26 protein-coding genes and 1 pseudogene are annotated in these 23,773 nt (G+C 62.9%); 11 read left to right on the top strand and 16 right to left on the bottom strand.

The window, feature by feature from the left end; all coding sequences use genetic code 11:
* Position 1 precedes the first annotated feature (1 nt).
* The 14 genes from phnP to DBP26_RS23045 all read right to left on the bottom strand — a co-directional run bounded on the left by phnP (position 2) and on the right by DBP26_RS23045 (position 11,538).
* Entirely contained in the window at positions 2-751 is a 750-nt protein-coding gene (gene phnP / locus DBP26_RS23110) for a phosphonate metabolism protein PhnP (RefSeq protein ID WP_108239777.1), read from the bottom strand.
* Positions 742-1,308, bottom strand: a complete 567-nt coding sequence (phnN, locus tag DBP26_RS23105) for a phosphonate metabolism protein/1,5-bisphosphokinase (PRPP-forming) PhnN (RefSeq protein ID WP_108239776.1) — start codon at positions 1,306-1,308, stop codon at positions 742-744. The genes phnP and phnN overlap by 10 nt, the downstream gene beginning before the upstream one ends.
* Positions 1,308-2,477, bottom strand: coding sequence for an alpha-D-ribose 1-methylphosphonate 5-triphosphate diphosphatase (locus tag DBP26_RS23100; RefSeq protein WP_108239775.1), 1,170 nt, complete (start codon positions 2,475-2,477; stop codon positions 1,308-1,310). Before DBP26_RS23100 ends, phnN begins: the two co-directional genes overlap by 1 nt.
* Positions 2,471-3,202, bottom strand: a complete 732-nt coding sequence (phnL, locus tag DBP26_RS23095; RefSeq protein ID WP_108239774.1) for a phosphonate C-P lyase system protein PhnL — start codon at positions 3,200-3,202, stop codon at positions 2,471-2,473. Before phnL ends, DBP26_RS23100 begins: the two co-directional genes overlap by 7 nt.
* Before the next feature lie 23 nt (positions 3,203-3,225).
* Positions 3,226-4,041, bottom strand: coding sequence for a phosphonate C-P lyase system protein PhnK (gene phnK / locus DBP26_RS23090; protein WP_108239773.1), 816 nt, complete (start codon positions 4,039-4,041; stop codon positions 3,226-3,228).
* Positions 4,038-4,925, bottom strand: coding sequence for an alpha-D-ribose 1-methylphosphonate 5-phosphate C-P-lyase PhnJ (locus DBP26_RS23085; protein ID WP_108239772.1), 888 nt, complete (start codon positions 4,923-4,925; stop codon positions 4,038-4,040). Before DBP26_RS23085 ends, phnK begins: the two co-directional genes overlap by 4 nt.
* Positions 4,922-5,995: a carbon-phosphorus lyase complex subunit PhnI gene (locus tag DBP26_RS23080; protein WP_108239771.1), complete on the bottom strand. Its 1,074-nt coding sequence runs from the start codon at positions 5,993-5,995 to the stop codon at positions 4,922-4,924. The genes DBP26_RS23085 and DBP26_RS23080 overlap by 4 nt, the downstream gene beginning before the upstream one ends.
* Positions 5,995-6,612: a phosphonate C-P lyase system protein PhnH gene (gene phnH / locus DBP26_RS23075; protein ID WP_108239770.1), complete on the bottom strand. Its 618-nt coding sequence runs from the start codon at positions 6,610-6,612 to the stop codon at positions 5,995-5,997. Before phnH ends, DBP26_RS23080 begins: the two co-directional genes overlap by 1 nt.
* Positions 6,612-7,079, bottom strand: coding sequence for a phosphonate C-P lyase system protein PhnG (phnG, locus tag DBP26_RS23070; RefSeq protein ID WP_108239824.1), 468 nt, complete (start codon positions 7,077-7,079; stop codon positions 6,612-6,614). Before phnG ends, phnH begins: the two co-directional genes overlap by 1 nt.
* 39 nt (positions 7,080-7,118) lie before the next feature.
* A complete protein-coding gene (gene phnF, locus DBP26_RS23065) occupies positions 7,119-7,823 on the bottom strand; it encodes a phosphonate metabolism transcriptional regulator PhnF (RefSeq protein ID WP_108239769.1) in 705 nt (234 codons plus the stop codon).
* Between the two features lie 38 nt (positions 7,824-7,861).
* Positions 7,862-8,650, bottom strand: a complete 789-nt coding sequence (gene phnE / locus DBP26_RS23060; RefSeq protein ID WP_108239768.1) for a phosphonate ABC transporter, permease protein PhnE — start codon at positions 8,648-8,650, stop codon at positions 7,862-7,864.
* A 178-nt stretch (positions 8,651-8,828) separates the two neighbouring features.
* Positions 8,829-9,833 (bottom strand): phosphonate ABC transporter substrate-binding protein, encoded by a 1,005-nt coding sequence (phnD, locus tag DBP26_RS23055; RefSeq protein WP_108239767.1) that lies wholly within the window; start codon positions 9,831-9,833, stop codon positions 8,829-8,831.
* 50 nt (positions 9,834-9,883) lie between these two features.
* The gene (phnC, locus tag DBP26_RS23050) at positions 9,884-10,717 is read right to left on the bottom strand and encodes a phosphonate ABC transporter ATP-binding protein (RefSeq protein WP_108239766.1); all 834 of its coding nucleotides are present in this window, start codon (positions 10,715-10,717) and stop codon (positions 9,884-9,886) included.
* Positions 10,718-11,115: 398 nt separating this feature from the next.
* Positions 11,116-11,538: a helix-turn-helix domain-containing protein gene (locus tag DBP26_RS23045; RefSeq protein ID WP_108239765.1), complete on the bottom strand. Its 423-nt coding sequence runs from the start codon at positions 11,536-11,538 to the stop codon at positions 11,116-11,118.
* 86 nt (positions 11,539-11,624) lie between these two features.
* Here DBP26_RS23045 and DBP26_RS23040 point away from each other — a divergent pair, with 86 nt between their 5' ends.
* Both DBP26_RS23040 and DBP26_RS23035 read left to right on the top strand, forming a co-directional pair.
* On the top strand, positions 11,625-12,482 hold the full coding sequence (locus DBP26_RS23040; RefSeq protein ID WP_108239764.1) for an SDR family oxidoreductase: 858 nt from the start codon (positions 11,625-11,627) through the stop codon (positions 12,480-12,482).
* Between the two features lie 229 nt (positions 12,483-12,711).
* Complete coding sequence (locus DBP26_RS23035; protein WP_108239763.1) at positions 12,712-13,641, top strand: AEC family transporter; 930 nt, start codon at positions 12,712-12,714, stop codon at positions 13,639-13,641.
* A gap of 30 nt (positions 13,642-13,671) precedes the next feature.
* Here DBP26_RS23035 and DBP26_RS23030 read toward each other — a convergent pair whose 3' ends face one another.
* Entirely contained in the window at positions 13,672-14,430 is a 759-nt protein-coding gene (locus tag DBP26_RS23030; protein WP_108239762.1) for an SDR family oxidoreductase, read from the bottom strand.
* A 120-nt stretch (positions 14,431-14,550) separates the two neighbouring features.
* Here DBP26_RS23030 and DBP26_RS23025 point away from each other — a divergent pair, with 120 nt between their 5' ends.
* The 5 genes from DBP26_RS23025 to DBP26_RS23005 all read left to right on the top strand — a co-directional run bounded on the left by DBP26_RS23025 (position 14,551) and on the right by DBP26_RS23005 (position 18,095).
* A complete protein-coding gene (locus DBP26_RS23025) occupies positions 14,551-15,456 on the top strand; it encodes a LysR family transcriptional regulator (protein ID WP_108239761.1) in 906 nt (301 codons plus the stop codon).
* Between the two features lie 256 nt (positions 15,457-15,712).
* Positions 15,713-15,982 (top strand): DUF2282 domain-containing protein, encoded by a 270-nt coding sequence (locus DBP26_RS23020; protein WP_108239760.1) that lies wholly within the window; start codon positions 15,713-15,715, stop codon positions 15,980-15,982.
* Positions 15,983-16,034: 52 nt separating this feature from the next.
* Positions 16,035-16,865, top strand: a complete 831-nt coding sequence (locus DBP26_RS23015; RefSeq protein ID WP_108239759.1) for a DUF692 domain-containing protein — start codon at positions 16,035-16,037, stop codon at positions 16,863-16,865.
* A complete protein-coding gene (locus tag DBP26_RS23010; RefSeq protein ID WP_108239758.1) occupies positions 16,862-17,647 on the top strand; it encodes a DNA-binding domain-containing protein in 786 nt (261 codons plus the stop codon). The genes DBP26_RS23015 and DBP26_RS23010 overlap by 4 nt, the downstream gene beginning before the upstream one ends.
* A complete protein-coding gene (locus DBP26_RS23005) occupies positions 17,628-18,095 on the top strand; it encodes a DoxX family protein (protein WP_108239757.1) in 468 nt (155 codons plus the stop codon). Before DBP26_RS23010 ends, DBP26_RS23005 begins: the two co-directional genes overlap by 20 nt.
* 64 nt (positions 18,096-18,159) lie before the next feature.
* Here the strand turns inward: DBP26_RS23005 and DBP26_RS23000 are convergent, their stop codons facing one another.
* Complete coding sequence (locus tag DBP26_RS23000; RefSeq protein WP_108239756.1) at positions 18,160-19,179, bottom strand: branched-chain amino acid aminotransferase; 1,020 nt, start codon at positions 19,177-19,179, stop codon at positions 18,160-18,162.
* Between the two features lie 247 nt (positions 19,180-19,426).
* Here DBP26_RS23000 and DBP26_RS22995 point away from each other — a divergent pair, with 247 nt between their 5' ends.
* From DBP26_RS22995 to DBP26_RS27140, 4 genes and pseudogenes are all read left to right on the top strand, one after another.
* Positions 19,427-20,197, top strand: coding sequence for an MBL fold metallo-hydrolase (locus DBP26_RS22995; protein WP_108239755.1), 771 nt, complete (start codon positions 19,427-19,429; stop codon positions 20,195-20,197).
* A 223-nt stretch (positions 20,198-20,420) separates the two neighbouring features.
* The gene (locus DBP26_RS22990) at positions 20,421-21,245 is read left to right on the top strand and encodes an HDOD domain-containing protein (RefSeq protein WP_108239754.1); all 825 of its coding nucleotides are present in this window, start codon (positions 20,421-20,423) and stop codon (positions 21,243-21,245) included.
* 231 nt (positions 21,246-21,476) lie between these two features.
* On the top strand, positions 21,477-22,322 hold the full coding sequence (locus DBP26_RS22985) for an NAD-dependent protein deacetylase (protein WP_108239753.1): 846 nt from the start codon (positions 21,477-21,479) through the stop codon (positions 22,320-22,322).
* A 1,249-nt stretch (positions 22,323-23,571) separates the two neighbouring features.
* Positions 23,572-23,773: pseudogene (locus tag DBP26_RS27140) on the top strand (energy transducer TonB); the annotation flags it as partial.

The raw sequence follows: 23,773 nt of genomic DNA, 5'->3' as shown, positions 1-23,773 counted from the left end.
CTCAAATGACCATTCCATCCCACGCCATCACCACATCCGCCGGCAACTCACCGGCGTGTTCGATCAACCAGGCATCCAGCGCATGCCCGACGTGGGTCAGTACGGTGCTGCCCGGTTTCAGCGCGTCGATGATCTGCAACGCCAGATTCAGGTCGTTGTGGTTGCGCGGCGTCTGGGGTTGCGGAGGCAGCGAGCAGTCGAGGATCAATACGTCTACTCCCTGGCGCTGCAAATACGCCGTGGTGGCTTCCGGCAAACCCACGGTGTCGGTGAGGTAGGCGATGCGTCGCCCGCCCCCTTGCAGCCAGTAACCCAGCGTCGGCTTGGAATGCAGCAGCGGCACCGCCGTGACTTCGAGCGCGCCAAACACGCGGGTTTCAAAGGCTGTGAAGGGTTGGCTGAAATCAAGCATGCCGGGGTGTTTGTAGAGGTCCGACAGGCCTTCGGGATCCGCCGGACCGTGCACCGGGATGACCCACCCCTGCCCCCAGCGCAGGTGCAACAGCCCCTGTGCGTGGTCGGCGTGGTAATGGGTCTGGAAAATGCCGCTGAAGCTGCGCGGTGGGAAGCGCTCCGTGAGGTCGGGCAGCCCGCTGTCGATCAACCAGCGCTGATCGCCCAGTTCGACCATCGCCGAGCACGGTCGTCGGCGCAGGCGTGGATCGGCATGGGCCGCTGCGCACGCCGGGCACGGACAGCCGTAGACCGGAACTTGCCGCGCATCCCCCGTGCCGAGCAACGTCAGACGCATGTGTACTCGCGGTCGATGCCTTGCAACAGGCGGGCGACGGTCTGCTCCAGTGGGCCGGAATTGTCCAACAGCAGGAGCGCCGCGTCGTCGGCCAGCAGCTCATCGGTGAACTGTGCGTTACGGGCCAGGCGACTCTCGATTTCCTCAGCAGACTCCCGGCCCCGTGCCAGCAAGCGCTGGCGCAAGATGGCATGATCGACGCTGAGCAACACCACCAGCAAATCAGGGTAACGCGCCCTGGCGTGGGCAAGATGCCCCCGTGAGCCGTTGATCAGCACATCGTGGCCGTCGGCAAGCCATTGATCGATCTCGTTCGGAATCCCGTAGTGCAGCCCGTTGGCGTACCAGCTCAGAGCGAAGGCCCCCTGCTCCTGCAATTCGGCGAAGCGCTCTGCGCTGACAGCATGCGCCGCCTCGCCCTTGGCCTCCGCCGAGCGGGTGATGACTCGGCGCACAATCCGGCAGCCGCGCGCGGCCATCGGTTCACGGGCCGCATCCAGCAGGCTGTCCTTGCCCGAACCGGATGGTCCGATGAGATAGATCAACCTGCCCGCCATCAGAAAACCCTCTTCGCTTCTCGCCAGACCTGCTGGATCACCGGCAGGTTGCCCACGGCCCGGGCGTGGATCAGATCGCCGCGCAGCCCGGCGCGGATTTCGCCACGATCGTCCAGCCCCGCCGAGCGCGCCGGTGCCAGGCTGACGGTATTCACCGCCTGGGCCAATCCGGCCCCCGGCGCCTGTCCGTTTTGCTGGCCCTCCAATTGAGCGCCGAGTGTGAATGCCGCCTGCAACAGACTGGCCGGATAATAGTCGCTCGACAGAATATCCAGTAGCCCTTCGTTGGCAAGGGTCGCCGCTGCGATATTGCCCGAATGCGACCCGCCGCGCACGATGTTCGGTGCCCCCATCAGCACGTTCAGGCCCAGGCGGCGACAGGCCTGGGCGGCCGCGAGGGTGGTGGGAAACTCGGCGATGGTCATGCCATAACCCGCCGACTCCTCCACATGCTCGACCGTCGCATCGTCATGGCTGGCCACCGACAACCCGCGGGCCAGGCACAACTCGACGATGGCTTGGCGGTAGCGGTCGCTGTAGACCTTGGAATTCGCCACCTGCTCGACGATGAACGCGTCCATTTGCTCGCTGCTCATGTGGTATTTGCCCATGTAGTACTCACGGTACTTCGATTCCAAGGCGAATTGGCGCTGGCCCGGCGAATGGTCCATCACTGACACCAGTTGCACCAGCGGCTCATCCACCAGGTCGCGGAACACGCTGAGGGTATCCGGGTGGCAGACCTCGCAGCGCAAGTGCAGGCGGTGCTCGGCGCGTGTCAGCCCCTCGGCGTTGGCTTTGGCGATCGCCTCGACCATGCCGGGCAGTTGCTGCATCCGTTTGCCCTTGGGGTTGACGTCACCGATGGACAGCGCATCGAAGACGGTGGTAATGCCGGCAGCGATGATCTGCGCATCGTGGCTCATGACCGCCGATGCGGAGGGCCAATCCACGCCCGGGCGCGGGCTCAAATGTTTTTCCAGGTTATCGGTGTGCAGCTCGACGAGCCCGGGCAACAGGTAGTCGCCGTCCAGGTCCAGTGCTCGCGGCACCTGGCTGACCCCGGCCTGCACGTCGCTGATCAGGCCATCGCGCAGCACGACGGTGCCGGTAAAGGCTTGCTCGGCGGTGACGATCCGGGCGTTGGTCAGGATCTGTTCGTTCAGCATGGTTGCTTCTCCGTCAAACACGGGGACTCGTCGATGGCTTGGAGGGGGGTCATGTCGAGCACTCGGTCAGCCAGCACCTCGCGGGCCAGCCGATCGTGGAAGATGCCCATCACTGCGGCGCCCGCCTGCTTGGCTTCGGTGATCAGCGCCAACACCTCGTGGCGATTGCGCTCATCCAGCGAGGCCGTGGGCTCGTCCAGCAGCATGATCGGCCACGGCACCATGAAACCTCGGGCGATGTTGACCCGCTGTTGTTCACCGCCCGAGAAGGTGCTCGGCGCCAGTTGCCACAAATGCGGTGCAATGTTCAGACGGCTCAGCAGATGCTCGGCGCGGGCTGTCGCCACGTCGCGCTTCCAGCCGCGGGCCAGCGCAGGTTCCATCACCACATCCAGCGTGGAAACCCGCGGGATCACGCGCAAGAACTGGCTGACGTAGCCCACCGTATGCTGGCGGACCTGGAGAACCTCACGAGGTTCGGCCCCTACCAGCTCAAGCCAGCGCTCCTGGTGCTTGACGCGGATGCTCCCGCCCGCGGGCAGGTAGTTGCCGTACACCGTGCGCAGCAAGGTGCTTTTGCCCGCACCGGAATGCCCGTGCAGGACCAGGCATTCACCGCCCTGTACGGAAAAACTCACGTCATTCAAGACCTTCAGCACCACCCCGTTCTGTGGGTGCAGCGTGAAAGTTTTCGAGAGGCCACGGACCTCGATCAGCGGATTCATCACAGCTCCTTCCAAGGCTCGGTTCATGGTTGCAACACCGAGGACACCAGCAGTTGCGAATACGGGTGCTGCGGGTCGTCGAGCACCTGGTCGGTCAACCCCGTTTCCACCACGCGGGAACGTCGCATCACCATCAGCCGGTCGGCCAACAGGCGCGCCACGGCCAAGTCGTGGGTGACGATGACCACCGCCAGGTCCAGCTCGCGTACCAGACCGCGCAGCAAATCCAGCAAGCGGGCCTGGACCGACACATCGAGCCCGCCGGTGGGTTCGTCCATGAACACCAGGCGCGGGGAGGACACCAGGTTGCGGGCGATCTGCAGCCGCTGCTGCATGCCGCCGGAAAAGGTGCGCGGCAAGTCGTCGATGCGGGCCGGGTCGATCTCCACCTGACTCAGCCAGTCCAGCCCGGCGGCGCGCAGTTGGGCGTAGTTGCGCACGCCCTGCGCCATCAGCCGTTCACCGATGTTGGCGCCTGCGGAGACGGCCATGCGCAGGCCGTCGCGGGGGTTCTGTTCGACGAAGCCCCATTCGGTGCGCAACAGGGTGCGGCGCTGGGCCTCGCTGGCGCTGTACAGGTCCAGCCAGCGATTCTGGCTGTCGCGGTAATCGATGCGCCCTCGATCCGGGGCGCAACGGCCGCTGAGTAATGACAGCAACGTCGACTTGCCTGAGCCGGACTCGCCGACAATGCCCAGCACCTCCCCGGGGTAGAGTTCGAAGTTCACGTCCTGACAGCCCTTTTCGGGGCCGTACAGCTTGCTCAGGCCAGCGACTTTGAGCAGCGGCAGTTGGTGTTCGGCGGCCGTCAGTGCCACGTGCTGTTGCGGCAGGCTCATGGTTCTGCCCTCCCCGCGGCGACCTGTTGGGCGCAGTAATCGGTGTCCGAGCAGACGAAGCGCTGCGTGCCTTGATCATCGAGAATCAACTCGTCGAGGAATGACCCCTCGCTGCCGCAGATGGCGCAGCGGTGCGCCCATTGCTGTACGGCGAAGGGATGATCCTCGAAATCGAGGCTGGTGACGCGGGTGAAGGGCGGCACCGCATACAGCCGTTTCTCTCGCCCGGCACCGAACACCATCAAGGCCGGGCTCATGTCGAGCTTGGGGTTATCGAATTTGGGGATGGGCGACGGGTCCATCACGTAGCGCTCATTGACCATCACCGGATAGGCGTAAGCCGTGGCGATATGGCCGAAGGTGGCGATGTCTTCGTAGAGTTTGACGTGCATGACCCCGTAATCGTTGAGCGCGTGCATGGTGCGGGTCTCGCTTTCCGACGGTTCGATGAAGCGCAGCGGGTCCGGAATCGGCACTTGGAAGACCAGGATCTGGTCGGCGTGCAGCGGGGTTTCGGGGATGCGGTGACGGGTCTGAATGATCGTCGCCTCCGGGGTGCGCTCAGTGGTCTCGACGCCCGCCGTCCGGGCGAAAAAGCGCCGGATCGATACCGCATTGGTGGTGTCATCGGCACCCTGGTCGATGACTTTCAGCACGTCGTCGGCGCCCAGAATCGCTGCCGTCAGTTGCATGCCCCCGGTGCCCCACCCATAGGGCAGCGGCATTTCACGACCACCGAACGGCACTTGGTAGCCGGGAATCGCCACCGCCTTGAGCAAGCCACGACGGATCATGCGCTTGGTCTGTTCGTCCAGATAAGCGAAGTTGTAAGCCTCGTCGCGTGACGTGGGTGGCAGGCGACGGGGGTGCGTGGCGGCATTCATTGGGCCGGCTCCTTTGCAGGTGTGCGCAATTTGCGAATCAGTTCCAGCTCGGACTGGAAGTCGACGTAGTGCGGCAGTTTCAAATGCGAGACAAACCCCGAGGCTTCGACGTTGTCGCAGTGCGCCAGCACGAACTCTTCCTGTTGCGCGGGCGAAATCACCTCTTCGGCGTACTCACCGGCTCTCAACGCGCGATCCACCAGGGCCATGGCCATCGCCTTGCGCTCGGCGTGGCCGAAGGTCAGGCCATAGCCGCGGGTGAACTGCGGCAGTTCGGTGGCCGAGCCGACGAACTGGTTGACCATCTCGCACTCGGTGACGTCGATGACGCCGAGGGTGATCGCAAAACCCAGTTCCTCCGGCTCGATCCAGACCTCGACCTGACCGACGCGGATTTCGCCGGCAAACGGGTGGTTACGGCCATAGCCGCGCTGGGTCGAATAGCCCAGCGCCAACAGAAAGCCCTCATCGCCTCGGGCCAGCGCCTGCAAGCGCTCGGCGCGGCTGGTCGGGTACTCCAGCGGCTCACGGGTAATGTCCGCAACCGGGGCGCCGGTGTCCGGCTCTTCCTTGATCAACCCCTCTTTGGCAAGCAGTCCGGAGACCCGCGGGCAGTCGTCGACGTGCGCGTCGGCACGGGAGGGTGGCGCGGGAAATTCGCCTTCGGCCAACAGGGTGAAATCCAGCAGACGATGGGTGTAATCGAAGGTCGGCCCCAGCAATTGCCCGCCCGGCACGTCCTTGAACGTCGCCGACAATCGACGGCGGATGTGCATGGCCGAGGTGTCGACGGGCAGGCTCGCGCCGAAGCGCGGCAAAGTAGTGCGGTAGGCACGCAGCAGGAAGATCGCCTCCACCAGATCGCCCGCCGCTTGCTTGATGGCCAGCGCGGCAAGTTCTTCATCGAACAGTGAACCCTCGGTCATCACACGGGCGACGGCGAGCGGCAATTGCTGGCGAATCTGCGCTACGGCCAACTCGGCCACGGCGGTATCGCCCCGGCGTTGTTTGGCCAACAGTGCGTGGGCGTTGTCGATCGCCTGCTCACCCCCTTTGACGGCGACGTACATCAGGCACCTCCCATGGACAGCACCTGGGTGCTGCGCGGCAGGCCGATCAGGTCGCTGCCTGCGACGAAAAACACGTCGATGCCTCGTGGAAAGTCGTTACGCGCCGCGCGCTCGACCCAAAAAGCCTCCTGCAGCGGCAGGCTGACAGCGTGCCGGGTTTCGATCCCCGGCCCTTGCCAGGCCAATGGCCGACCGCCCTGCAGGCTCGGCAGTTGTACCAACAGCGTGCAGGACTGATCCGGGTAGCGGTCATTGCCCAGATCGAAGCCGCTCAGGTCATGCAATTGGCTGTCGTCGAGCAGCGCGAAGCGGGCGTTCTGCCGGTCGCCGACGATCGGACAACCGCAGTGAAAGGTCAGGTTGGCGCGGATCGCCTGGGTGTCGAACCGCGGGGCGAGCCACAGCGGTGTGTCCACGTCCAGTAACGCCAGGCACAGGGCGTGGCTGGCCGATGCCAGCCCTTCGAGGTGTGGCGGAAGCTGGCTCGGCGCCAGGCGCTGAGCCACCCCTGGCCCGGCCAGCGCCTTGAGCGCAGCCCGAAAGCTGCGTTGGGCGTCCAGCACCGGATCGGCGAAAGCGGGTTGCAAAAGCGAGGCCGTTGCGAGTGTCGTGCTCATCAGTTTTCTCCTCTGACCAGAGTGAAGAAGTCCACCTTGGTCGCAGCGGTTTCGGCGTTTTCACGGGAGCGGCGCTCAGCCTGGGCCTGCGCCAGTGGTTCGATCAGTTCAGCGAGCCAGTGAGCTTGTTGCGGGCCTTGCAGATGCGCGTCGACCAGCGCGGCCAACTCGGCGTGGGTCTTGTCGCGCCCGGCGAGGTAGCTGTAGCCGGTGCGACCGTCCGCCAGACGCAGCACGCAGCGGGTGACCGTCATTTCACCCAGGTTGAACGCCGCGCCCGTGCCGCCCATGCGTCCGCGGACGAGGGCCATGCCGATTTCGGGGGCGCGAATCACTTGGTAATCGACATCGCGCAACGCCGCCTCGAACGGCAACAGATCGGCGCGTGAAGTCCGGGACAGCACACCGATCCAGCGTTGGCGCGCAGTCTGTTCGGCGGTTAGCGAAGGGGGGGATGAAGCAGTCATCGAAGCATCCTTCGAAGTGGTCATGGCGGTGCATCTCCGTCAGGTGACGATCTGGTATTGGAAGCGATCCGAACGGCTGGTGGAGTGGGCGATTTCCACCGGCGTGCCGTCGGCATCGCGCGACAGCGTCAACACGGTTAACGCTGGCAGATGACGCGGCATCAACAGCACGCTGGCCTCCTCACGGCTGGGCAGCCGTGCGCCGATCAGGCTGAAGGTGCGGGTCAACGGCAGACCGCGGGACGCCAGGTACTGGCGCACCGAACCGCTGGTGTAATCGGCGACCAGCTCCGTGCGGCTGGCGCAGAAGCGATGGCGGATCAGGCTGACCGGTTGGCCGTCGAGACGGCGCAAGGTCTGCAACTCGATCAACGGCGCGTGTTCGGCGAGGCCCAGGTGTTCGGCTTCCTCGCGCGTCGCGACGCAGGCCCGCCGTTGCAGCAGGACCGCTTCGACACCATGGCCCAGGGCAGACAGCGACTGGCTGTAGGCCGACTCGGCCGCGACCGGGTATACCAGCGGCCGCCCCAACACTTGCGTGCCCTTGCCTTGGCGACGCAGCAGACAGCCCTCTCGCACCAGTTCGTCGATGGCCCGGCGCACCGTGTGCCGGTTGACGTCGAAACGGGTCGCAAGGCGGGTTTCGGCCGGCAGGAATTCGCCAGCAACATAACGGTTCAACTCATTGCGCAAGGTCTGTGCGAGTTCGCGGTAGACCGGCTCGGATTGTCTAGACAACTGCATGGTTTAAAAAAGGGTTCGCACCCTCTCCTGTCGAGTCGTTAGATGAACTGCTTGCGCAGGCGTTGGGAACCGATGTCGATGACGCTCACCACCACGATGATCACCAGCAACACGGAACAGGTCTGGGTGAATTGGAAAGCGCGGATGTTTTCCCACAGGATCACGCCGATCCCGCCCGCGCCGACCATGCCCACCACGGTCGCCGAACGGACGTTGGATTCGAAGCGGTACAGGGCGTAGGAAATCCACAGCGGCAATACCTGCGGGATCACACCGAAGATCACCTCCTGCAGGGCGCTGGCACCGGTGGCACGCACGCCTTCGACCGGGCCCGGGTCGATCGCTTCCACGGCTTCGGCGAACAGCTTGGCGAGCACGCCGGTGGTGCTGATCCACAGCGCGAGGACCCCGGCGAAGGGCCCCAACCCCACGGCGACCACGAACAGCATGGCGAAGACCATTTCGTTGATGGAGCGAAAGGCGTCCATGACCCGGCGCAGCGGCTGATGAACCCACCAGGGCGTGATGTTTTCAGCGCACAGCACACCCAGCGGCACCGAACAGACGATCGCCAGAAAGGTGCCCCACAAGGCGATGTGCACAGTGACCAGCATTTCCTTGAAATAAGCGCGCCATTCGTGAAAGTCCGGCGGAAAGAAGTCGGCGGCAAACGTGGCCATGTTGCCGGCATCGCGGTACAGGGCCAGCGGGTTCATTTCTGCGCCCTGCCAGGCCCAGGCCATCATCGCGAGAAACAAACCCCAGCCCAGGTACTGCGGCCAGGTGCGTTTGCCGACGGCGTCAGCGTATACAGCGTGCGTGCTCATGACAGAATTCCCGTGACGCTTGCGTCGACGCCCCCTCGCGGCGCTGTCCTACGCCCTGCGCAAAGCACGGCGCGGTGCAGCAGCGAGCTCGGGTCGCCCGACGAACGAAAGCGCGAAGATGATGATGATTGAGGCGACTGGCCCACTGCCGAGCAAGTCAGCCCTCCCGCGCAGCCCTTCAGCCCGCCTTGGCGGTGCTCTGTTTTTCCAGTTCGGAGAGACGGTCCTGCAGTTTCGTCAGGCCCGCGTCGATGTCCTTCAGGCGGCTGGCCTTCTCGTCGGCACTGAGGTTCGTATTGGCGAGGGTCTCGGTTTTTTGCTTGAACAGTTCGAGCTGGCGAATGGTCAGCAACTGGTCATCCGAGGATTTGAGGAATCGGCCCATTTGCATGTTCTTCAACACGGCCTGCTCCTGCTCGGTGTCGCCGTAGTGGGCGAAGAAATCACGAATCCTGTTCTTGGTCGCGTCGGACAGGCCTTTGCGCCAGACCATCGGGTCGGCCGGGATGATGGGCGACTTCCAGATCACTTTGAGCTTTGCCGCGCTTTCAGGTTGGGTCACTTCCAGCCGGTCCATGCTTTCGGTGTTGAAGGTCGCGACATCCAGCTGCCCCTTGGCGACGCTCAGGGCGTTGACTTCGTGACTGGAGTTCAGGGTGCGCTTGAAGGCGGTCGCGGCATCGACGTGGTTCTTGGCGAAGACGTAGTACCCCGGGACCAGGTAACCGGAGGTGGAGTTCGGGTCACCGTTGCCAAAGGTCAGTTCCTTGGCGTGCTTGAACATGTCGTCGATGGAATTGATGGGGCTGTCCTTGCGCGCGATGATCAGGCTCCAGTAACCCGGCGCTCCATTGGCAGCAGCGGTCTGCGCAAAGATTTCGCCGCCGGAACGGTCCACTGCTTCCATGGCCGCCTTGTTGCCGAGCCAGGCCACATCCACCTTGTTGAAGCGCATGCCCTGGATCAGGCCGGCGTAATCGGAGGCGAAGGTGGCGTTGACGGTCAGGCCGGTTTTTCTCGACATGTCGTCGAGAAACGGCTGCCAGACGCTTTTCAGGTTCTGCGAGGATTCGGTGGACATGATGCCGAAATTGAGCGTGGTCTCGTCGGCATGCGCGGTGCCTGTCAGACAGGCCGCAGCGACAGCGACAGAGGCGAACACGTGACCGATACGGTTCAACATGGAAAGCTCCTGAAACGTGGGTGAGAGTTCAAGCTTGAAGGTGGGTTGGGTCACGCCTGCGCCAGCATCAGCCGGGACGCAGGCACCGGGTGTCGGGCCTGATCGGCGAACATCAGGCTGGCATCGGCATCGGCGCCATAAAGGTCGTTGAGGAATGCGGCGCTCAGGTCGGCGCCCTGGCCGTCGAAATGAATCCGGCCGCCCTTGAGGGCGACGGCGCGAGGGCAATAGCGCACGGCGTAGTCCACTTGATGCAGGGTCACGACCACGGTCTTGCCATCGCGGCGATTGATATCGGCCAGAATGTCCATGACCTTGCGTGCGGACTCGGGGTCCAGCGAAGCAATGGGCTCGTCCGCCAGGATCACGTCCGCTTGCTGGGTCAACGCCCGGGCAATCGCCACCCGCTGTTGCTGGCCGCCAGACAAGGTGGACGCTCGCTGCCCGGCAAGATCCGCCAGCCCGACCCGTTGCAAGTTGGCCATGGCCCGCGCCTTCTCCTCGGCGTTGAACAGCGCCAGGCTGCCACGCCAGCGCGGCATGCGGCCCAGGCAACCGAGCAGTACGTTGTCCAGCACGCTGAGCCGGTTGACCAGATTGAACTGCTGGAAGATATAGCCGATGTCGGCGCGCAGCCGCCGGACCTTGCCGTTCAACCGCCCGGCAGACTGGACTTCACGCCCCAGCACCCGAACGGTCCCGCCGTGGCTGCGATCACAGCAGGCCAACCCTGCCAGGTGACGCAACAGCGTGGATTTTCCCGACCCGGAAGCACCGATCAGTGCCACCATTTCCCCGGGTTGTATAGACAACGCAAGGTCAACCAGAGCGGTCTTGCGAGCGAATGTCTTGTTCAAGCGGTCGACGTGGATAGCAGCGTTCATGGAGGGTCTCTCGTCAGTCTCGTGTCAGGGGCTGGCGCGCGGCCAGGGCTGAACTTCAGATCCGTGCGGCCCGTCCTGAGCGGCGTTGGATGCGACTGACCTTAGAGCCGATGTGTGGCAGTTCCATGAACCGTGGGTGACCACCCGATAACAGTTCGTTGACCGTTTGACGCAAGGTGGGAAAGGACTCTGACCGACCTTTGCGCAGTGCATGGCGGCCTGGCGGGCCCGTGGGCTAGACAAGTCGAGGGAGAAACGGAGGCGTGTGGCATGTCGGCGCATCAACGATGTGCAGATGAATCTTTTTTGACGGCCGCTCGCTGACCGCGTGACGGAAGCGAGGCCCGAGCAGAGGCAGCTCCATCCAAACTCGAACCGGCCCCCTGCTCAGCCCCTGCTTACGAATCCGACAGGGTATCGGCCGTGCGGTTTTCGCGGGCGGCCAGGATGCGCGGCAGGTTCTGCTCGATCCATGTGGTCAGGCCATCGATCCGCAGCGCCACTTCCCGGCCCATGGGTGTGAGGGTGTATTCGACGTGGGGCGGGACCACCGGTAAAGCTCTGCGGTCAATGAACCCATCTTGCTCCAGGCTCTGCAACGTCTGGGACAGCATTTTCTCGCTGACCCCGCCGATCTTGCGCCGCAGTTCGCTGAAGCGGTGCATGCCATCCAGCAAGACCACCAGCACCAGCACGCCCCAGCGGCTGCAGACATGATTGAGGATCTCCCTCGACGGGCAGTCCCGCGCCAACACTTCACCGACTCGAATGCGCTCAAGCAGCGAACGGCTCTCGGACGACACACTGGCAATATCATTCATTGCACTTACCTTTTTGTACGTACTTACTAAAGGTTAGCATGCGATTTATGCTGGATTCACCTCCTCACTGATGAAAGGAAATCCCCATGATCGTTATTACCGGTGCGTCCGGCCAACTGGGCCGTCTGGTTATCCAACAGCTGCTGAAAACAGTGGCCGCCTCGCACATCGTCGCGGCGGTGCGCAGCCCTGAAAAGGCCACCGACCTCGCCGCGCTGGGCATCGAGGTGCGCAAGGCCGACTACAACCAGCCAGACACGCTGGACAGCGCCTTCGTCGGCGCCGAAAAAGTGCTGCTGATTTCATCCAGCGAAGTGGGCCAGCGCCTCGCGCAACACAAGGCCGTCATCGAAGCCGCCAAACGCGCCGACGTGAAGCTGTTGGCCTACACCAGCGTGCTACGGGCCGATACTTCGCCGCTGGCCCTTGCCGCCGAACACCATGAGACGGAAATTGCCCTGGCCGAGTCCGGCGTGCCGACCGTATTGCTGCGCAACGGCTGGTATCACGAGAACTACACGATGCGCATTCCGGGAGATCTCGCCCATGGTGTGCACCTGGGCAGCGCCGGTGAAGGTCGTATCAGCTCGGCGGCGCGAGCTGACTACGCCGCCGCAGCGGTGGCGGTGCTGACAGCGAGCGAACCCCAAGCGGGCAAGACCTACGAACTGGCCGGCGACACGGCCTTTACCCTGCGCGAGTTCGCCGCTGAAGTGGCGCGTCAGGCGGGCAAACCGGTGGTCTATACCGACCTGCCCGAAGCGGAGTACAAAGCGGCACTGCTCAATGCTGGCTTACCCGAGGGTTTCGCACAGTTGCTCGCCAACTCCGATACGGCAACCGCGCAGGGCGCCTTGTTCGATGAGGGACGCCAACTGAGCAGGCTGATCGGCCGAGCCACCACGCCCCTGTCCGCGAGCGTAGCCGAAGCGTTGCAGCACTGAGATCCGGACTGCAGCACACGCCGAGGGCGACATACCGCGTCAGACCCTCGGCACATCATGCATCCAACCCTCCGGCTCGCCATTGCGCTCGCGTATCGCGGGCTGGAAAGGTTGGACGCTGACGATTTCCGACTTTACTCTTGGCCGCCTGCATCTACGCGCGCCTTTTGAAGTCGGCCTGGGAACCGCTTCACACAGGCTCTCTCGAAAACGCCCGAGCCGAGATTCGATGTCTTCCGTTTTGAACGTGCTGTTGCCCATCTTCGCCCTGATCCTGGTCGGTTACCTGTGCCGTCGCACGGGTCGTCTCGGCCCCACCGCCGCTTCAGAGATCAACCGCATGGTGGTGTGGTTATGCTTGCCGGCGCTGCTGTTCACCGCGACAGCGACGGCCACGTGGGAGCAGATCTGGCACCCTGGGTTCGTTGCGGTGTTCAGCCTGTCGACCATGATGCTGTTCGTCATCGCCCTTTTGATCAGACGCAAGAAAGCCGGGCATTTTGCCGACGCCAGCCTCGATGCCTTGAGTGCTTCCTACGCCAACACGGGGTACATCGGCATTCCGCTCTGCGTGATGGTGCTCGGTCAGAACGGTCTCGAGCCGGCGCTCATCGCCTCCTTGATCGTGGTGTGCGTGTTGTTCGGCTGCGCGCTGATCTGCGTCGAGATCGGGTTGCAGAGCGAGGCCCGTGTTCACCGTATCGTGCTCAAGGTGCTGGCCGCGCTGGCGAAAAACCCCCTGGTGGTGTCGCCGATCCTGGGCGCCTGCTGGGCGTGGACCGGGGTCCCGCTGCCCGGCGCGCTGAACACCTTTCTCGGCCTGCTGGGCGCGGCGACGACGCCTTGCGCGCTGGTGTCCCTCGGATTGTTCCTGGCGCACGAACAGCAAGGCCCGCGCCACGGCACGAGCCTGCTGGTGCTGCTCAAGCTGATCGTTCATCCGCTGTTGACGTGGTTCCTGGCGTTCAAGGTCTTCCACCTGCCGCCGCTTTGGGCCAACAGCGCCCTGCTGCTCAGCGCCCTGCCCACGGGCACCGGCCCGTTCATGCTGGCCGAGTACTACAAGCGCGAAGCTTCGGTCGTGTCCAGCACGATACTGGTGTCTACCCTGGGGTCGCTGGTCACCCTGTCGCTGTGCATCTATTACATCAGGGGATGAACCGGATCACGGCGGGCGCAACCCGGCGCCTCAGACGTACATACCGCCGGACGCTTCGATCCGTTGTGCCGTGATCCAGCGGCCGCCCTCGCCCAGCAACATCGAGATGGCCGCACCGATGTCATCCGGCAGCCCGGCACGCCCCATGGCCGTGTTCGCCGCCACCCAGGCGTTGACGTCCGCATTGTCACGCACCGTGCCGCCGCCGAAATCGGTCTCGATCGCGCCGGGCGCCAAGCTGTTGACCGTGATACCGCGGGGGCCCAGCTCTTGCGCCAGGTAGCGGGTCCAGACCTCGATGGCGCCTTTCATCGACGCATAGGCGGCGTAGCCCACCGGCGAAAAGCGCGCCAGCCCTGACGACAGGTTAACGATCCGTCCGCCGTCCGCGATCAGCGGCAGCAGTTTCTGGGTCAGGAAGAACGGGCCTTTGAAGTGCACCTTCATCAGTTGATCGAATTGCGCCTCGGTGGTCTCCGCACAACTGGCGTAGAGGCCAATGCCCGCATTGTTCACCAGAAAATCGAAGCGCTCGGCATTGAAATACGTGCCCAGCGCGTCAGCGACCTCACTTGCGAAGGCATCGAAACGGCTGCTGTCGCCGACATCGAGCTGCAGCATCTTCGCCTTGACGCCCAGCGCCTCGACTTGTGCAGCAACCTGGAGCGCCTCGTCTTCGCGGCTGTGATAGGTGCCGATGATGTGGACGCCTTGGCGGGCCAGGTGCAGCGCAGTGCTCTTGCCCAAGCCGCGACTGGCGCCGGTGATGATTGCGATCTTGTTGCTCATGGTTCACCTCGATGGAGTGTTTGCAGTCAGTGATGCCCACTGTATTGTTCGGACCGGGACTGAATAAACGGGTCTGATCCGACAGCACTGATCGGAACCAACGAACAATCGAGGCGTTGCATGAACAAGCTCGATCTACTGAAAACCTTCGTGCGGGTCGCCGAACTCTCCAGTTTCACCCTGGCCAGCGATGCGCTGGGGCTGCCGCGCTCCAGCGTGTCAGAGCAGGTCCGCGCGCTGGAACAACTGCTGGGCACCCGATTGCTGCTGCGCACCACGCGCAAGGTCCAAACCACCCCGGACGGGCAAGCGCTGTACGAACGCAGCAAGGATCTGCTGGCGCAGATGGATGAGCTGGAAAGCCTGTTTCGCCAGGACAGTGCTGCCCTCACCGGCCGTTTGCGAGTGGACATGCCGACGGCGGTCGCTCGGCGACTGGTCATGCCTCGGCTGAGCGAATTCCTCGACCGGCACCCCTTGATCGAGGTGGAAATCAGCAGCACGGATCGGCGTGTCGATCTGGTACGCGAAGGCTTCGATTGCGTCGTTCGGGTCGGGGAACTGCCCGACACCTCGCTGGTGGCGCGCAATATCGGGCAATTTCGCATCATCAACTGCGTAAGCGCCAGCTACGCCCAGCGCTTTGGCGTGCCTCACACCCTGGAGGAACTGCAACGGCATCGCCTCATCAACTACGTGTCGACCTTCGGGGCCAGCACCGCGCAGTTCGAATACCACCGCGACGGCAAGGACCATTTCGTCACCATGCCCTGCAGCGTGACAGTCAACTACATCGAAGCCTACGAAGCGGCCTGCCTCGGCGGGCTGGGCATCGTTCAGGTGCCGCAGCTCTCCCATGCGTATCAGTTGCAGCGAGGCGAACTGGTGGAAATCCTGACCGATTTCCGACCCGCGCCAATGCCGGTTTCATTGCTGTACGCCCACCGGCGTCATGTCCCCCAGCGCTGCCGGGTGTTCATGGACTGGATGGAAATGCTGTTGAAGGAATACGGCGTTCAGGCCTGACCGTCCGACAGAATAAAAAAATGTGCAGGCGGATGTAACCGAACGACGCCCTTGAGCGAACTCCCCTTCGCAACCGATGCACGGCCTCGTCAAATTGTCGTGCAGGGGCACAAGCCAGTGGGCTCACGCAGCAACATCAGGGCGCCGAATCAAGCTCGCGCCAAGGTCTGCGTCGAACTCACGTTCGGACCTGTCGCACGATGTGCATCAGCGCTCGTGACGCATTCATCCTCACTCAAGCATTGGGAGATCCACCATGAACAACCTCAAACTCGCTGCCGTCGCTCTGGCTTTCGCCTCCATCGCAACCGGCGTGAACGCGGCCGAAAGCGGCTCGGCACCGGCCATGGAAAAATGCTACGGCGTGGCCATGGCCGGCAAGAACGATTGCAAGGCCGGAGCCGGTACCACCTGCGCGGGCACCTCGAAAACCGACTACCAGACCAATGCCTGGAAAAACGTGCCGGCGGGTACCTGCACCTCGATCAAGACGCCCCATGGCATGGGCTCGCTGACCCCGATGTAACCGGTACTGCACAAGCGCCGATTCACACACCATCGAAGGGCTGACGTCGATCATGCACACCTCTCTCTCACCGGGTGCCGGCCTGGGTCTGAAGGCCGATCATTACCAGCAGGCTCATGACTGCAATGCGCGGGGCCTGTGGTTCGAGGTCCATCCGGAAAACTACATGATCGACGGCGGCCCACGCCTGGCGTGGCTGGAGCTGATTGGCGAACGTCACCCGCTGTCACTGCACGGTGTGTCACTCTCGCTAGCGGCGGATACCGCGCCTGACGCCGAGCACCTGAAACGGCTGAAGGCGCTTATCGACCGGGTCAAACCGGTCCTTGTTTCCGAGCACCTCGCCTGGTCCGCCTGGCGAGGTCGATATCACCCCGATCTGCTGCCGTTTCCACGCACCGAGGAAGCGCTGCAGCGTATCGCCGACAACATTCAACGCACGCAGGACAGCCTGGGTCGACGCATCGCGATCGAAAATCCCAGCCACTACCTCGCTCTGGAAGGCCACACCTTCGGTGAGGTCGAGTTTCTCAGCGCGCTATGCCAACGCACCGGCTGTGGCGTGTTGCTGGACATCAACAACGTGTTCCTCAGTGCCCACAACATGGGTTACGACGCCGCTGCCTACCTGGAGGCCTTTCCCGACACCGCGATCATGGAGATTCACCTGGCCGGGCACAGCCTGGACCCGGGAGGCGCAAACCTGCTGATCGACTCCCACGACGCGCCGGTCGCCGAAGCGGTCTGGTCGCTTTACGAGCACCTGATCCAGCGGATCGGGCCACGGCCGACGCTGATCGAGCGAGACGACCGAATCCCACCGTTCGCCGAGCTGCTCCAAGAACGAGACCGGGCCCAGGCACTGCTGGAGGTGCTGTCATGAGCTTGCGCGACTTTCAGGACCTGTTCGTCGAGGCGTTGTACCGGCCCGAGGCGACGGGCATGTCCGACCTGACGCGGCAACCCGGTTTCACGGTGTATCGCAACACCGTGATCAAAGGTGCCGTCGACGCGTTGCTTGCCAATTTCCCCACCGTCGAGCGACTGGTGGGCCGCGAGTGGATGGTCGCCGCCGCGACGCTGTACGCGCAGCAGAGCCCACCCCGTGACGCGCGGCTGATTTTTCATGGCGAGGGCTTTGCCGATTTTCTGGACCGCTTCGAACACGCTCGGGCCCTGCCATATCTGGGCAATGTCGCGCGGCTGGACTGGCTGTGGACCCAATGCCACACCGCCGTCGATGAACCTGGCCTGGACCTCGAACGCATTGCCCGCCTGCCCCCCGACCGATTGGCAGACCTGCACCTCAAGCCCCGCGTCGCCGCACGCTGGGGCTGGTATGCCGACCAACCGGTGTTCAGCATCTGGCGCCTCAATCGCGAGGGGTCGGCCATGCCGCAGTCGTTGCCCTGGCAGGGCGAAGGCGCGCTGCTGGTGCGCAGCGCCGGGGTCGTCGGGTGGCACCCGCTGGACGCGGGCGGCTGTGCCTTCCTGGACGCTTGCGCGGCGGGCCAATCGCTCGCCCATGCCGCTCGATGCGGCAGTGACATTCAACCTTCATTGGACGTACTCAACCTGCTGACGCAACTCGCCCGCGCGGACGTCTTTGCCGAGGCCGTTCTTCACCCCGCTCATGGAGCTGCTCATGGACACGCTGCGCACTGAACATCCAACGCCATCGCGTTCGGAGAACTGGCACCGGTTCACCGACACCCTGTACCGCCTGATCGACGACAACCTGCTCTCGCTGCTTGCACGGCTCGGCATCGCCGGCGTGTTTCTGATGTCGGGCAGAACCAAGGTCGAAGGGTTCCTCACCCTGACCGACAGCACCTATGAGCTGTTTCGCACCGAGTACAAGTTGCCGTTGATTCCGCCCGAGGTGGCTGCACATTTGGCGGCCTATGCCGAACACCTGTTCCCCACGCTGTTGATTCTGGGGTTGTTCTCACGCCTATCCGCGTTCGCGCTGCTGGGCATGACCCTGGTCATCGAGGTGTTCGTCTACCCCGATGCCTGGGCGACGCACCTGACGTGGGCAGGTCTGTTGTTGCTCATCATCGCCAAGGGCGGGGGAAAATGGTCGTTGGACCGACGGTGGGGCATTCGTTGAGCCCCTGAAATGAAACCACCGCCTGCGGGCGGTGGTTTTGGATGAAGCGGCGTCTGCGTCAGCCTCAGACTTTGACGACCCAGCCTGCCGGGCCTTCGATATCACCGAACTGAATGCCCGTCAGTTCCTGGTACAGGCGCTGGGTGACCGGCCCCACTTCCGTTTCGCTGTGGAAGACGTGCAGCGTGTCCTTGTAGCTGATGCCACCGATCGGGGTGATCACCGCGGCGGTTCCACAAGCGCCCGCTTCCTTGAACTGGTCCAGCTTGTCGATGAACACTTCGCCCTCGACGACTTTCAGGCCCAGACGGCTTTCAGCCAGTTCGATCAGGGACAGGCGGGTGATGCCCGGCAGTACCGAAGGCGAACGCGGCGTGATGAATTGATCGTCATGGGTGATGCCGAAGAAGTTCGCCGAGCCGACTTCCTCGATTTTCGAGTGGGTCAATGGGTCCAGGTAAATGGCGTCGGCGAAGCCGTGTTTCTTGGCTTCGCTGCCCGGCATCATGCTCGCCGCGTAGTTGCCGCCCACCTTCGCCGCGCCGGTACCCTGGGGGGCTGCGCGGTCGTAGCTGGAGATTACGAAGTTGTGGGGCTTCATGCCGCCCTTGAAATACGGGCCGACCGGGATGCAGAACACCGAAAAGATGAATTCCGGCGCGGCGCGCACGCCGATGTTGTCGCCGACGCCGATCACGAACGGCCTCAGGTAGAGCGCGCCCCCGGTGCCGTAGGGCGGGATGAAACGCTCATTGGCACGCACGACGTCCTTGCAGGCCTGGATGAACTGCTCGGTCGGCACATGGGGCATCAGCAGACGCGAGCAACTGCGCTGCATCCGCGCGGCGTTCTGGTCAGGGCGAAACAGGTTGATCGAGCCATCTTTGGCGCGGTAGGCCTTCAGGCCTTCGAAGCATTGCTGGCCGTAGTGCAGCGCGGTCGAGCCCTCGCTGATGTGCAGCACGTTGTCTTCGGTCAGGGTGCCCTCGTCCCACTCACCATCGCGCCAGTGAGCCAGGTAGCGCTTGTCGGTCTTGATGTAGTCGAAACCCAGCTTGTCCCAATTAATGCTCTCGTTACCCATGACACCCTCTATTTCCTGGCCAGCGCGCCCGTCGTGCCGGGGCTGGCGTTTCATCAATATGGTCGTGAAGGCACGGCGCAGGCATGACCTTCACCGATGTTGCGCCATATTACTGATTTTTTGCTCGACAAACTGCCCCGAGCACGCAAGACACGAAAAAGAGCGGCCCGCCCGCCTCTTCAAAAAGCGCCGACAACCTGCGAGTCTGGCAGCCTTCCCTTCTGGCCCGCCGAGCGAGGCGTCGACAATGCTCAAGAAAGTCGCAGACCAGTGGTACGCATTCAGTACCATCGATGACGCCATCACACTGATCACCGAGCCCCACGTCACGCCGTGGTTGCGCTGCAACATCTGGCACATTCGCGGGCGGGATCAGGACCTGGTGGTCGACACCGGCATGGGGATCTGCAGCCTGCGCGAAGCGGCCAGGCACCTCTTCGGCCATCGCATCAGTGCCGTGGCCAGCCATGTGCACCTGGATCACGTAGGCTGCCATCATGAATTCGACGAATGCCTGGTGCACCGCGCCGAAGCCGAGGCACTGCGCACCTCGGACGGCCATTTCACGCTCGTCGAACCCGGTTTCGATCCCCATGACTTCAGCCTCGCCACCCTGGGCGGCCACAAGCTGGGGCCGATCATCACGGCCCTGCCCTCGCCCGACTACGATCTTGACCATTGGAAAATCCAGGCCGCCCACGTGACCCGTACTCTGGACGAGGGGGATGTCATTGATCTGGGCAACCGGCATTTCGAGGTGCTGCACCTGCCGGGCCACTCCCCCGGCAGCATTGGCTTGTGGGAAGCCAAGACCCAGACACTGTTTTCCGGCGATGCCATATACGACGGCGAGTTGCTGGACAATCTCGCGCATTCGTCCATCGAAGCCTACATCCGCACCATGCACCGGCTGCGCGAGCTGCCGGTGCGGGTGGTGCATGGTGGCCACTGCGCCAGCTTCGGTCGCGAACGGCTGATCGAGTTGGTGGATGGCTATTTGAAGAAATTCGACCCATGACTCTTATCACATTGACGATCAAGGATGACTTATGACTGAAACCGCTTCGACATTGCCCAAGCGTGTATCCGGCCTTTTCGATCCGCGCACCCCTTGATTCCAAGGGGTCACCCAAGCCGCTCCGAGCGGTCTGTGCCGACCGTATCAAAATCACAACGAAGGCCGTGCAGTTTCGGGAATCTTGCCTATGGTGTTGTAAGTCAGACGAAACAGGAGCCAGGCCATGGGTATCGAGCAGTTGTTTGCGGATTTGGGCAGTCTTCCGAGCATTCCTAAAGTGGCTCAGGACCTGATTCAACAATTCGACAATCCGTCGTCGAATCTGGAAAGCGTTGCACGCAACATCGAGAAAGATCCTGTCATTGCGGCCAAGATCCTGCGCCTGGCGAACTCGGCGCGCTTCCGAGGGGCGCGGGAGTCTTCGAGCATCGAGGACGCAGCGATGCGGCTGGGCTTCAACACCCTGCGCACCTTGGTGCTGGCGTCAGCCGTGACCGGCGCGTTCAAGGCCAGTGCCAGTTTCGACCTCAAGGGGTTCTGGCTGAGGAGCTTTCAGGTGGCGGGAATCGCCCGCCTGCTGGCCAAGCAATCCAAGGCCGATGCCGAAATCGCCTTCACCTGCGGCGTGATGCATGACATCGGGGAATTGCTGATCCAGACCGGCGCACCGCACGTGGCCGAGCGTATCAACCAGGTCAGCAAGACCGGCACCACCAGCCGTGCGGCGCTGGAAACCCTGCAATTGGGCTTCGGCTACCCGGAAGTGGGCGCGGAACTGGCAAGGCGCTGGCAGCTGCCACCCGTGATCCAGCACGCTATCGCGTATCAGGCCCGTCCCATGCAGGCACCCGGTGACTCGACCCAGGCACGCATCGTGGCGCAGGCCATTCTCGTCGCCGACGCGCTGGAAGACCACGGCGGCGCCACCCCCGAGGCGCGCCAGGCGGTCGACGGCCCGCTGTTCGAGGGCGTTGACCTGCAAGCCCTGTTCGCCGCCCTGCCTGCGGTGCTGGAAGCGGACAAGGCGTTTGCCGAGCTGTTGAGTTAGCCGAAGGGAAGGCTGTGACCGCTGTGTGGTCCACTCGGATTGCGCAGCAGTCGTGAAGTCTTGTGCACGGCGGTGCGTCGGAGAACGCGGGGGCGGTTGGCTGACCGCCTTCGCGATACGGCTCATCGCTGCACGGGACTGCCTCGATACCGACCCAGTGTCAGCCCGCCGCACAACCTCCCCCTCCTCGTTTAGTATCAGCTCACTTGCCGTGTTCACGAGGACCTGCCCATGCTCGACTCGCCCGTTCCGACCAGCGTCGAATCCCTCTTGCACTGGATGACCGGCCGCTCTTTCGCGGTATTGACCGGTGCAGGCATCAGCACGTCGTCCGGTATTCCCGACTATCGCGACAGCGAAGGGGTACGGCGTGGGCGGCAACCGATGATGTTTCAGGAATTTCTCAACGCGCCCCAGGCGCGCCGCCGCTATTGGGCGCGGGCCATGCTGGGATGGCCAAGGGTACGGGCGGCCCGACCCAACGCCGCCCACGCGGCCCTGGCGAGGTTGGAGCGGCAGGGCTTGATCAGCGGGGTCATCACTCAGAACGTGGACACCCTGCACGATCAGGCGGGCAGCGAGGACGTCATCGAACTGCACGGCAGCCTCCATTGGGTGCTGTGCCTGGACTGCCGCCAGCGCACCGAACGCGACCGGGTCCAACTCACGCTCATGGAACAGAACCCTTATCTGGCAGAGGTGGACGCCGTACAGGCCCCCGACGGCGATACGCTGCTGGATGCCGCGTTCGAGGAGCGCTTTCAGGTCCCGCACTGCCCTCACTGCAACGGTGACCGGATGAAACCCGACGTGGTGTTTTTCGGCGAGAACGTCGCCCCGCCGACGGCCGCCCGTGCCGTGGCGCGCATCGAAGCTGCGGACGGCCTGCTGGTGGTCGGGTCTTCATTGATGGCTTATTCAGCGTTTCGTCTGTGCCGAGCCATCGCCGAGCAGGGCAAGCCTCTGCTTGCCATCAATCTGGGCAAAACCCGGGCGGATGACCTGCTGCAACTCAAAGTGGCTGACCCCTGTGAGGCGCTGCTCCCGGCGCTGGAGCAGCGGCTGAGCGAGGGTTGACGCAGCGGCCTCGGTATACCGCCATTGGACGGGCTTCCTAGAAGGCCCGTCCCTTTTCTGCGTCGACAAGGCGGGCCCGCTCGCGTCAAAGGGCCGTCGGCGAAGAAATGTTACAAAAAGGCGGCTTTTTGGCACATTTCTTTCAAGTGGAACGCCCGTACCACGAGAACCGGCCCAAACAGGCTATTCGTCGTGGGTATACGCTGCCCACCGGTGCGCTATACGCACCACGGTGCATGTAAAGGACATCACCCTGTCCAATAACAGTGCAGGACGCCTACCAAAAGTCTCGCGTCCGCTCGATAAGGAATTCGATCCGTGCCAGTCCGTCACTCCCCCCATTCGCTCCATCCGCTTGACCTCGCGCCTGCCTCCCCCTTGGGCATGACCCCTGATTCGGGTGCCCCACGCCTCGCTCCACCGCACTGCGCCAGCTTTGCCACTCCCCACTAGCGGCCTCGTTTGACCGACCTGGGCAAACCTACGGTGTCTGAGACGCGTGGGTATTCGCTGGGTGATTTATTTTTTTGTGACGACCCTCTTTTTTATTTAGTGCTTCTCGACCCTGACAATAAGGCGATAACAGACTTTTATAAATTCGGGACATTTTCTTACATTCAGCGGTAACCAAATATTAAATAGCCATCAAGATCGGATGGACGCTCTCGTTCGCCCTGAAAACTGTTCCATCTCACAACGTGTGACCCATTAGTCATTTAACAAAGGAGCCCAACCGCATGCCTCGTTAATACCTCACGCACCAAGATGACACCCAACTAACAGGTTTGGTGCAGTTATAAACATCGCTTGAAGCCGAACTTTCGCGAAGACACACCGCGCAATTCGTCGGGCTCGCTCGCCCCCGATTTTTCAAAAAAAACAGATCGCTATCGGCAAGAAAACAACCAATGAATCATGGGATCGCTAAAAACTTACAAGAATGCGACATCGAGGCTGCCAGCGCTGAAAAGCCCGCCCCAGAGGGTCTCGGCTGGCATACCGGTTGCTAAATCAGTGATGTAAAGGCCGTCGGTCCCCTATTCACCTCAACGTACAGAACAAGAATCAGGACATTGCCATGCCATCTTCTTGAGCACTTCATCGGTACAGATTGTTGACCTTTAGCTGGCAGTGAGTCGCCCGCTATTGACGTCTATTCGCCTTCTCTCTGCGCAGGCGTCACGCATTCGAACATTGCCACATGTTTGAACGAGCCCGTATTGCCCTTCTTTAATCCGAGGGAGCTTTAATGAACGACGCGGTAAAAATGAAAGCTTTACCCGAGCCGCCCCCGCATGAACTTTCTGGTGGCTGGCCGAGTATTCCTTTCAAGGAAAACACTTCGCGACCCGGAGGTTTGAATGCACCGTACGTTCTGCTATTGGTTGCGGCGTCGGTGCTTATTCACGGGGCCGTCTGGTGGTATTTGCAAACAGCAAAAGCCGACGTTC

It is taken from the genome of Pseudomonas sp. RIT409 (genome assembly GCF_003052515.2).
Lineage (GTDB): Bacteria > Pseudomonadota > Gammaproteobacteria > Pseudomonadales > Pseudomonadaceae > Aquipseudomonas.
This window is presented reverse-complemented; position numbering and strand designations above follow the sequence as displayed.

What these genes read in the sequence shown, in the direction of transcription:
- phnP (WP_108239777.1), bottom strand. Translation starts at nt 751, where the DNA reads ATGCGTCTGACGTTGCTCGGCACGGGGGATGCGCGGCAAGTTCCGGTC.
- phnN (WP_108239776.1), bottom strand. Translation starts at nt 1,308, where the DNA reads ATGGCGGGCAGGTTGATCTATCTCATCGGACCATCCGGTTCGGGCAAG.
- DBP26_RS23100 (WP_108239775.1), bottom strand. Translation starts at nt 2,477, where the DNA reads ATGCTGAACGAACAGATCCTGACCAACGCCCGGATCGTCACCGCCGAG.
- phnL (WP_108239774.1), bottom strand. Translation starts at nt 3,202, where the DNA reads ATGAATCCGCTGATCGAGGTCCGTGGCCTCTCGAAAACTTTCACGCTG.
- phnK (WP_108239773.1), bottom strand. Translation starts at nt 4,041, where the DNA reads ATGAGCCTGCCGCAACAGCACGTGGCACTGACGGCCGCCGAACACCAA.
- DBP26_RS23085 (WP_108239772.1), bottom strand. Translation starts at nt 4,925, where the DNA reads ATGAATGCCGCCACGCACCCCCGTCGCCTGCCACCCACGTCACGCGAC.
- DBP26_RS23080 (WP_108239771.1), bottom strand. Translation starts at nt 5,995, where the DNA reads ATGTACGTCGCCGTCAAAGGGGGTGAGCAGGCGATCGACAACGCCCAC.
- phnH (WP_108239770.1), bottom strand. Translation starts at nt 6,612, where the DNA reads ATGAGCACGACACTCGCAACGGCCTCGCTTTTGCAACCCGCTTTCGCC.
- phnG (WP_108239824.1), bottom strand. Translation starts at nt 7,079, where the DNA reads ATGACTGCTTCATCCCCCCCTTCGCTAACCGCCGAACAGACTGCGCGC.
- phnF (WP_108239769.1), bottom strand. Translation starts at nt 7,823, where the DNA reads ATGCAGTTGTCTAGACAATCCGAGCCGGTCTACCGCGAACTCGCACAG.
- phnE (WP_108239768.1), bottom strand. Translation starts at nt 8,650, where the DNA reads ATGAGCACGCACGCTGTATACGCTGACGCCGTCGGCAAACGCACCTGG.
- phnD (WP_108239767.1), bottom strand. Translation starts at nt 9,833, where the DNA reads ATGTTGAACCGTATCGGTCACGTGTTCGCCTCTGTCGCTGTCGCTGCG.
- phnC (WP_108239766.1), bottom strand. Translation starts at nt 10,717, where the DNA reads ATGAACGCTGCTATCCACGTCGACCGCTTGAACAAGACATTCGCTCGC.
- DBP26_RS23045 (WP_108239765.1), bottom strand. Translation starts at nt 11,538, where the DNA reads ATGAATGATATTGCCAGTGTGTCGTCCGAGAGCCGTTCGCTGCTTGAG.
- DBP26_RS23040 (WP_108239764.1), top strand. Translation starts at nt 11,625, where the DNA reads ATGATCGTTATTACCGGTGCGTCCGGCCAACTGGGCCGTCTGGTTATC.
- DBP26_RS23035 (WP_108239763.1), top strand. Translation starts at nt 12,712, where the DNA reads ATGTCTTCCGTTTTGAACGTGCTGTTGCCCATCTTCGCCCTGATCCTG.
- DBP26_RS23030 (WP_108239762.1), bottom strand. Translation starts at nt 14,430, where the DNA reads ATGAGCAACAAGATCGCAATCATCACCGGCGCCAGTCGCGGCTTGGGC.
- DBP26_RS23025 (WP_108239761.1), top strand. Translation starts at nt 14,551, where the DNA reads ATGAACAAGCTCGATCTACTGAAAACCTTCGTGCGGGTCGCCGAACTC.
- DBP26_RS23020 (WP_108239760.1), top strand. Translation starts at nt 15,713, where the DNA reads ATGAACAACCTCAAACTCGCTGCCGTCGCTCTGGCTTTCGCCTCCATC.
- DBP26_RS23015 (WP_108239759.1), top strand. Translation starts at nt 16,035, where the DNA reads ATGCACACCTCTCTCTCACCGGGTGCCGGCCTGGGTCTGAAGGCCGAT.
- DBP26_RS23010 (WP_108239758.1), top strand. Translation starts at nt 16,862, where the DNA reads ATGAGCTTGCGCGACTTTCAGGACCTGTTCGTCGAGGCGTTGTACCGG.
- DBP26_RS23005 (WP_108239757.1), top strand. Translation starts at nt 17,628, where the DNA reads ATGGACACGCTGCGCACTGAACATCCAACGCCATCGCGTTCGGAGAAC.
- DBP26_RS23000 (WP_108239756.1), bottom strand. Translation starts at nt 19,179, where the DNA reads ATGGGTAACGAGAGCATTAATTGGGACAAGCTGGGTTTCGACTACATC.
- DBP26_RS22995 (WP_108239755.1), top strand. Translation starts at nt 19,427, where the DNA reads ATGCTCAAGAAAGTCGCAGACCAGTGGTACGCATTCAGTACCATCGAT.
- DBP26_RS22990 (WP_108239754.1), top strand. Translation starts at nt 20,421, where the DNA reads ATGGGTATCGAGCAGTTGTTTGCGGATTTGGGCAGTCTTCCGAGCATT.
- DBP26_RS22985 (WP_108239753.1), top strand. Translation starts at nt 21,477, where the DNA reads ATGCTCGACTCGCCCGTTCCGACCAGCGTCGAATCCCTCTTGCACTGG.